This window comes from Macrococcoides caseolyticum (assembly GCF_002902665.1).
GTDB lineage: Bacteria > Bacillota > Bacilli > Staphylococcales > Staphylococcaceae > Macrococcoides > Macrococcoides caseolyticum.
In genome coordinates this window covers 1-4,098 of the sequence record NZ_PPRM01000092.1, presented here as the reverse complement: position 1 = coordinate 4,098, position 4,098 = coordinate 1, and the positions used below count along the sequence as shown (strand labels likewise).

The following is a 4,098-nucleotide window of genomic DNA, read 5'->3' as shown; positions in this document are numbered from 1 at the left end:
CGAAGCTCATCTGCCATAGTAGATGAATTTAATAACAACCTTAATGTTTTTTATAATTATTTAAAGAAATTAATATGTATATGTTATTAATTGTAAAAATTTTTAATTAATTATAGACATCATTTTATGAGTAATTTATAATTGATAATAGTTATCAATTAATAGGAGGGCATCATGAATAAATATTCAAGAATTTTTATGGCGGTATTAGTTGTTTCAGCAATGTTTCTAGCAGCGTGTGGCAATAATAAAGGTAGTGAAGCAGGTGCTAAGAAATCTGAAACGATAGAAATAAAAGATGAATTAGGTATTCAAAAAGTTAATAAGAATCCTAAAAACATTATCGTATTAGAGTATTCTTTTGCAGACGCAGTTAAAAATCTTGGCAATACACCAGTTGGTATTGCGGACGATAATAAGAAAGAAATTATTAAAAAATTATATGGTGAAGATGTGAAATATACGTCAGTTGGTACGCGTAAACAACCAAACTTAGAATCTATCAGCTCACTTAAACCAGATTTGATTATAGCGGATGTTCAACGTCATAAAGGTATAAGTGAAGACTTGAAGAAAATTGCACCAACACTTGTATTGAAAAGTAGAGAAGCCAGCTATGATGATGTGAATGGTTCATTTAAAACAATTGGTAAAGCTTTAGGTAAAGAAGATAAAGCTAAACAATTACTTGAAGATCAAGATGCAAAAATTAAAAAAGCTAAAGATAAAGTAACTACTAAAGAAAACAAAGGTGAAAAAGTATTGATTGCAGTTGCGAGAGAAGATGCTTTTCAAGCTCATACATCTACTTCTTATGCTGGCCAGCTATTAACGAAATTGGGATTAGATAATGCTGTAGAATCTAAAAATGCATATGAAGATGTTAATTTAGAAAATTTATCTAAAATTAATCCGGATAAAATCATTTTTACAACTGATAAAAAGAATCCAATAACAGATGATTGGAAAGAAAAAGCGATTTGGAAAGATCTTAAAGCATATAGAAAAGGTCAAATATATCAAGTAGATAGAGACTTCTGGACGAGATTCAGAGGTATCAATGCCAATGAATATATCATAAAAGATCTACAAAAATATAACAAAAAGAAATAAATACTTGAACAATGAACGTACATAATTGTCCGTTCATTATTTTATTTCTGAGTTGAGTTGGTGATATTATGAAAAAAGAAACAGTAATCATTATAGTAACAGTCATAATTTTAATTTTAGGGATTTTTATAAATTTAAGCTTTGCTTCATCAATTATGAGTTTTAAAACGATATTTCATGCTTTATTACATAATGATCACTCGAAAGATACATTAATTATTAGAACGGTAAGACTACCAAGAGTATTAATTGCGATTATGGTTGGCGTGAGTTTAGCGTTAGCAGGTGCAATCATGCAAGGTATTACGAGGAATGCACTTGCTTCACCTCAAACATTTGGTATTAATGCTGGTGCTTCATTAGTGCTAGTGGCGGCATTGGTTTTCTTTCCTGATTATAATGGTAACCAAAGTGCGTATATTGGCTTTATTGGTGCGATTTTAGGTGGCGTGATTGTTTATACCTTTATTTATGGACACGAGAATAATCAAGTTCGTTTAGCCTTAGCGGGTATGGCCATTCATTTGTTACTATCTTCGGTCACTGAAGTATTGATACTAATGAATGAAAATGCCACAGATATTCTATATTGGTTAACAGGTTCGTTAAACGGTAAAGATTGGGATAGTGTGGAAGTCTTATTACCATGGTTTGTAATCGGTACGATTATCACCATTATGTTAGCGAGACATTTAACAGTTATTTCACTTGGTGATGATTTAGCTACAGGATTAGGTATTTATAAGAAAAGGATTTATATTATATTTGGTTTAATGGTTATTATTTTAGCAGGTTCATCAGTATCTGTTGCAGGGCCAATTGGTTTTGTGGGATTAATTGCACCTCATATATCTAAGAGGTTGATTAGAGGCGGTTATGAAAGGCATATTATATTAACGGCACTGATTGGTGCGGTATTACTCGTATATTCAGATGCGTTATCACATATTATTGCATATCCTTATGAATCGCCCGTTGGGATTGTAACAGCTTTAATAGGCGGTCCATTCTTCCTTTACTTATGTAAAAATGGAAGGAGTGTTCAAAAAGGATGAAACTTAAATGGAAATATATGATCGTTTCACTCGTACTATTGGTCGCATTATTCATTAATCTACAAGTTGGTTCTCAGTTTATAGGTATATCAAAGATTATATCTACATTTATTGGTTTTTCAGATGATTATGATTTTGTCATTTATAATTATAGATTGCCAAGAATGATTCTTTCGTTAATAGGTGGGTGTTTATTAGGTGTATCTGGAGCAATTGTCCAAAGCATACTGAGAAATCCTTTAGCATCGCCAGATATTATTGGTGTCACAAAAGGTGCAGGATTGTTTGCGGTTGCGCAAACATTATTGTTACCAGCACTTCCATTTTATTTCTTAGGTATTGCTTCATTTATTGGAGCGGTTGTACTCATCATGCTCATTATGCTTATAGGCAAATTGATCCAAGCAAGTACATACACAATAGCATTAATAGGTGTTGCTTTAAGTGCGATATGTCAGGCAGGTCTTCAATATTTTATGATCAGATATCCAGACAATATTAATACGACATTATTGTGGTTGTCAGGAAGTGTATGGGGACGTAATTATGATGACTTATGGTTCTTTATACCAGGAGTTGTGATGTTGCCGCTTATTTTCTTATTTGCTCGTAAAATTGACATATTAAGTTTAGGTGATGAATCTGCTGTCAGTTTAGGGGAAAAAGTATCGCTCATTAGAAATGTATATCTTGTAATGGCAGCAATTTGTGTTGGTTCTGTTGTGTCAGTAACAGGAACAATTGGCTTTATAGGGTTAATTGCACCTAATATAGCAAGGCTACTAGCAGGACCAAAAGCCATTAAATTGTTACCATTGTCAGCTTTAATAGGTTCAATATTCCTATTAGTAGCAGACGCAATAGGTAAAGGGCTGTTTCCTCCACTCGAAATTCCTGCAGGTGTTGTAACAGCCATTATAGGTGCACCTTATTTCTTATATTTATTAAAAAAATCTAAAATTGTGTAGTAATATATATTTGAGAGCCAGCCAGAAATCTAATTGGTATATTTAATTGTAAATATCAAAAGAGATAGGAATATGATTAATCACACAATAATAACTATAGTTAATATTTGAGTAATAGGATGTCAAAAATACCTAGTGACTCAAATGATCCATTAGGTATTAAAGTGGTAATTGAATCGTCTACACTTAATTGGACAACTTTCCTGAGGGGATGTATTGTTAAATTAAGAAAGTAGGCGATTTTATTATGGCTAGACAAAGAAGAACATTTAGAGATGCAGAAAGAAGCGGCTGATTTAGGTATTACGCTTGTTAAAAATACGTTAGACGAACTACCGATAACATCTGAAAAACATAAACGTATTCGTCTTTATATGATTGAAAATAGCGAAAAAGACGGTATTTATCAATCAGATAGTAAAGTGACTGAGAATATCATTAGCGAATTTGAATTACGAGGGTTTGAAGTAACTTTAAATGATGGTTCAACACGCGTAAAAGGAAGAACGTTAGATTATAGAAAAGAAGTTGATGCTGCAATTGTCATTGCAAATATCGTTGGTTATGTAGCACAAAATAATTATCGTATTCAGTGGTCTACAGCCATGAGCAATGAAATTCCATGGTTTGTTTGTGAAGTACCAACAGTCTTTGCTTCTCTGAATTACACAACACACTTGCACGATGCAACAATGGTGAAAGCATATATTAATGCTTATCATTCTAATCCAACGACAATCAAAGCATTAGTAGATAAGATTACTTGGCATAAGTGAATTCAAAGGTTTACCTAACGAGAACGTTTGGACAGAATAATGGCAGGCGAAATTGTAACAAAAAAGAATCAAATAAAAAAGACTCAAGACAAAGTATGGCACTGCACCCTTACTAAGGGAGCTCAATAAAAACACTATTTTCTAGGCTGCTAATTTCCTATATTCTATAGGGGATAAGTAGCCTAG

General features: G+C 32.6%; 4 protein-coding genes. All 4 read left to right on the top strand.

All coding sequences use genetic code 11. The annotated features are described in order from the left end of the window. Positions 1–174: 174 nt before the first annotated feature. The 4 genes from CD152_RS10315 to CD152_RS10300 all read left to right on the top strand — a co-directional run bounded on the left by CD152_RS10315 (position 175) and on the right by CD152_RS10300 (position 3,912). Positions 175–1,113, top strand: coding sequence for an ABC transporter substrate-binding protein (locus CD152_RS10315; protein ID WP_086037807.1), 939 nt, complete (start codon positions 175–177; stop codon positions 1,111–1,113). Positions 1,114–1,181: 68 nt separating this feature from the next. After that, entirely contained in the window at positions 1,182–2,168 is a 987-nt protein-coding gene (locus CD152_RS10310; RefSeq protein WP_086037806.1) for a FecCD family ABC transporter permease, read from the top strand. Next, the gene (locus CD152_RS10305; protein WP_086037805.1) at positions 2,165–3,136 is read left to right on the top strand and encodes a FecCD family ABC transporter permease; all 972 of its coding nucleotides are present in this window, start codon (positions 2,165–2,167) and stop codon (positions 3,134–3,136) included. Before CD152_RS10310 ends, CD152_RS10305 begins: the two co-directional genes overlap by 4 nt. 275 nt (positions 3,137–3,411) lie before the next feature. Further along, complete coding sequence (locus CD152_RS10300; RefSeq protein WP_232237435.1) at positions 3,412–3,912, top strand: hypothetical protein; 501 nt, start codon at positions 3,412–3,414, stop codon at positions 3,910–3,912. Positions 3,913–4,098: the final 186 nt, after the last annotated feature.